The 648-nt window shown below is 52.0% G+C and carries 1 protein-coding gene; it reads right to left on the bottom strand.

Features of this window, described 5'->3' with window-relative positions; all coding sequences use genetic code 11:
• Positions 1 to 38: 38 nt before the first annotated feature.
• The gene (locus tag KP705_RS15955; RefSeq protein WP_215764944.1) at positions 39 to 635 is read right to left on the bottom strand and encodes a recombinase family protein; all 597 of its coding nucleotides are present in this window, start codon (positions 633 to 635) and stop codon (positions 39 to 41) included.
• Positions 636 to 648: the final 13 nt, after the last annotated feature.

Below are 648 nucleotides of genomic sequence, written 5' to 3'. Positions count from 1 at the left end.
AATAGGGGTCACGACACGAAAGTGTACTTTACGTACGCTTAGAGTGAACCCAACAAGAACGTTGAGGCTGTTCTGCTGAGAGTTCGATAGACAGTTGGCCGAGAAATAGAAAACAGTTCTGAAAGATCGCTGATGGAGTAATCGCCGGTATCATACATCCGGCGAAGCTCTTTTTGCTGACGTTCAGAAAGCTTGGGTTTCTTTCCGCGTAGTTTACCTTTGTCGCGTGCAACGGCCATCCCTTCACGAGTACGCATCCGGATCAGATCGGCTTCAAACTCCGCGAAAGTCGAAAGGATGTTGAAGAACAACTTGAACATTGGATCAGACGGATCGTGAATACTGTTCCCAAGTTGAAGCTTCACGCCACGGGATGCCAGGCTGTCGCCAATAAGCCGTGCATCAGGGACAGAGCGGGCCAGTCGATCAAGCTTTGGTACGACCAAAGTATCGCCACTACGAACAGCCGCCAGTGCCTGGTCAAGGCCGGCCCTTTCCCGGTTCGTGCCGGTGAAGCCCTTGTCGGTGTAAATACGATCGGCAGAAACACCGAGTTTGAGCAGTTCCTGATGCTGGGCCGCGAGATCCTGTTTGTCCGTCGAGCAGCGGGCATAGCCGATCATTATGTGTGTCATACGGGAAAGTGTA

It is taken from the genome of Gluconobacter sp. P1D12_c, from assembly GCF_018812105.1.
GTDB lineage: Bacteria > Pseudomonadota > Alphaproteobacteria > Acetobacterales > Acetobacteraceae > Gluconobacter > Gluconobacter oxydans_A.
The sequence above is the reverse complement of the archived record's forward strand: the minus strand, read 5'-3'. Positions and strand labels throughout refer to the sequence as shown.

Excerpts from the sequence above, each read along its gene's own strand:
- KP705_RS15955 (WP_215764944.1), bottom strand. The coding sequence starts at position 635 with ATGACACACATAATGATCGGCTATGCCCGCTGCTCGACGGACAAACAG.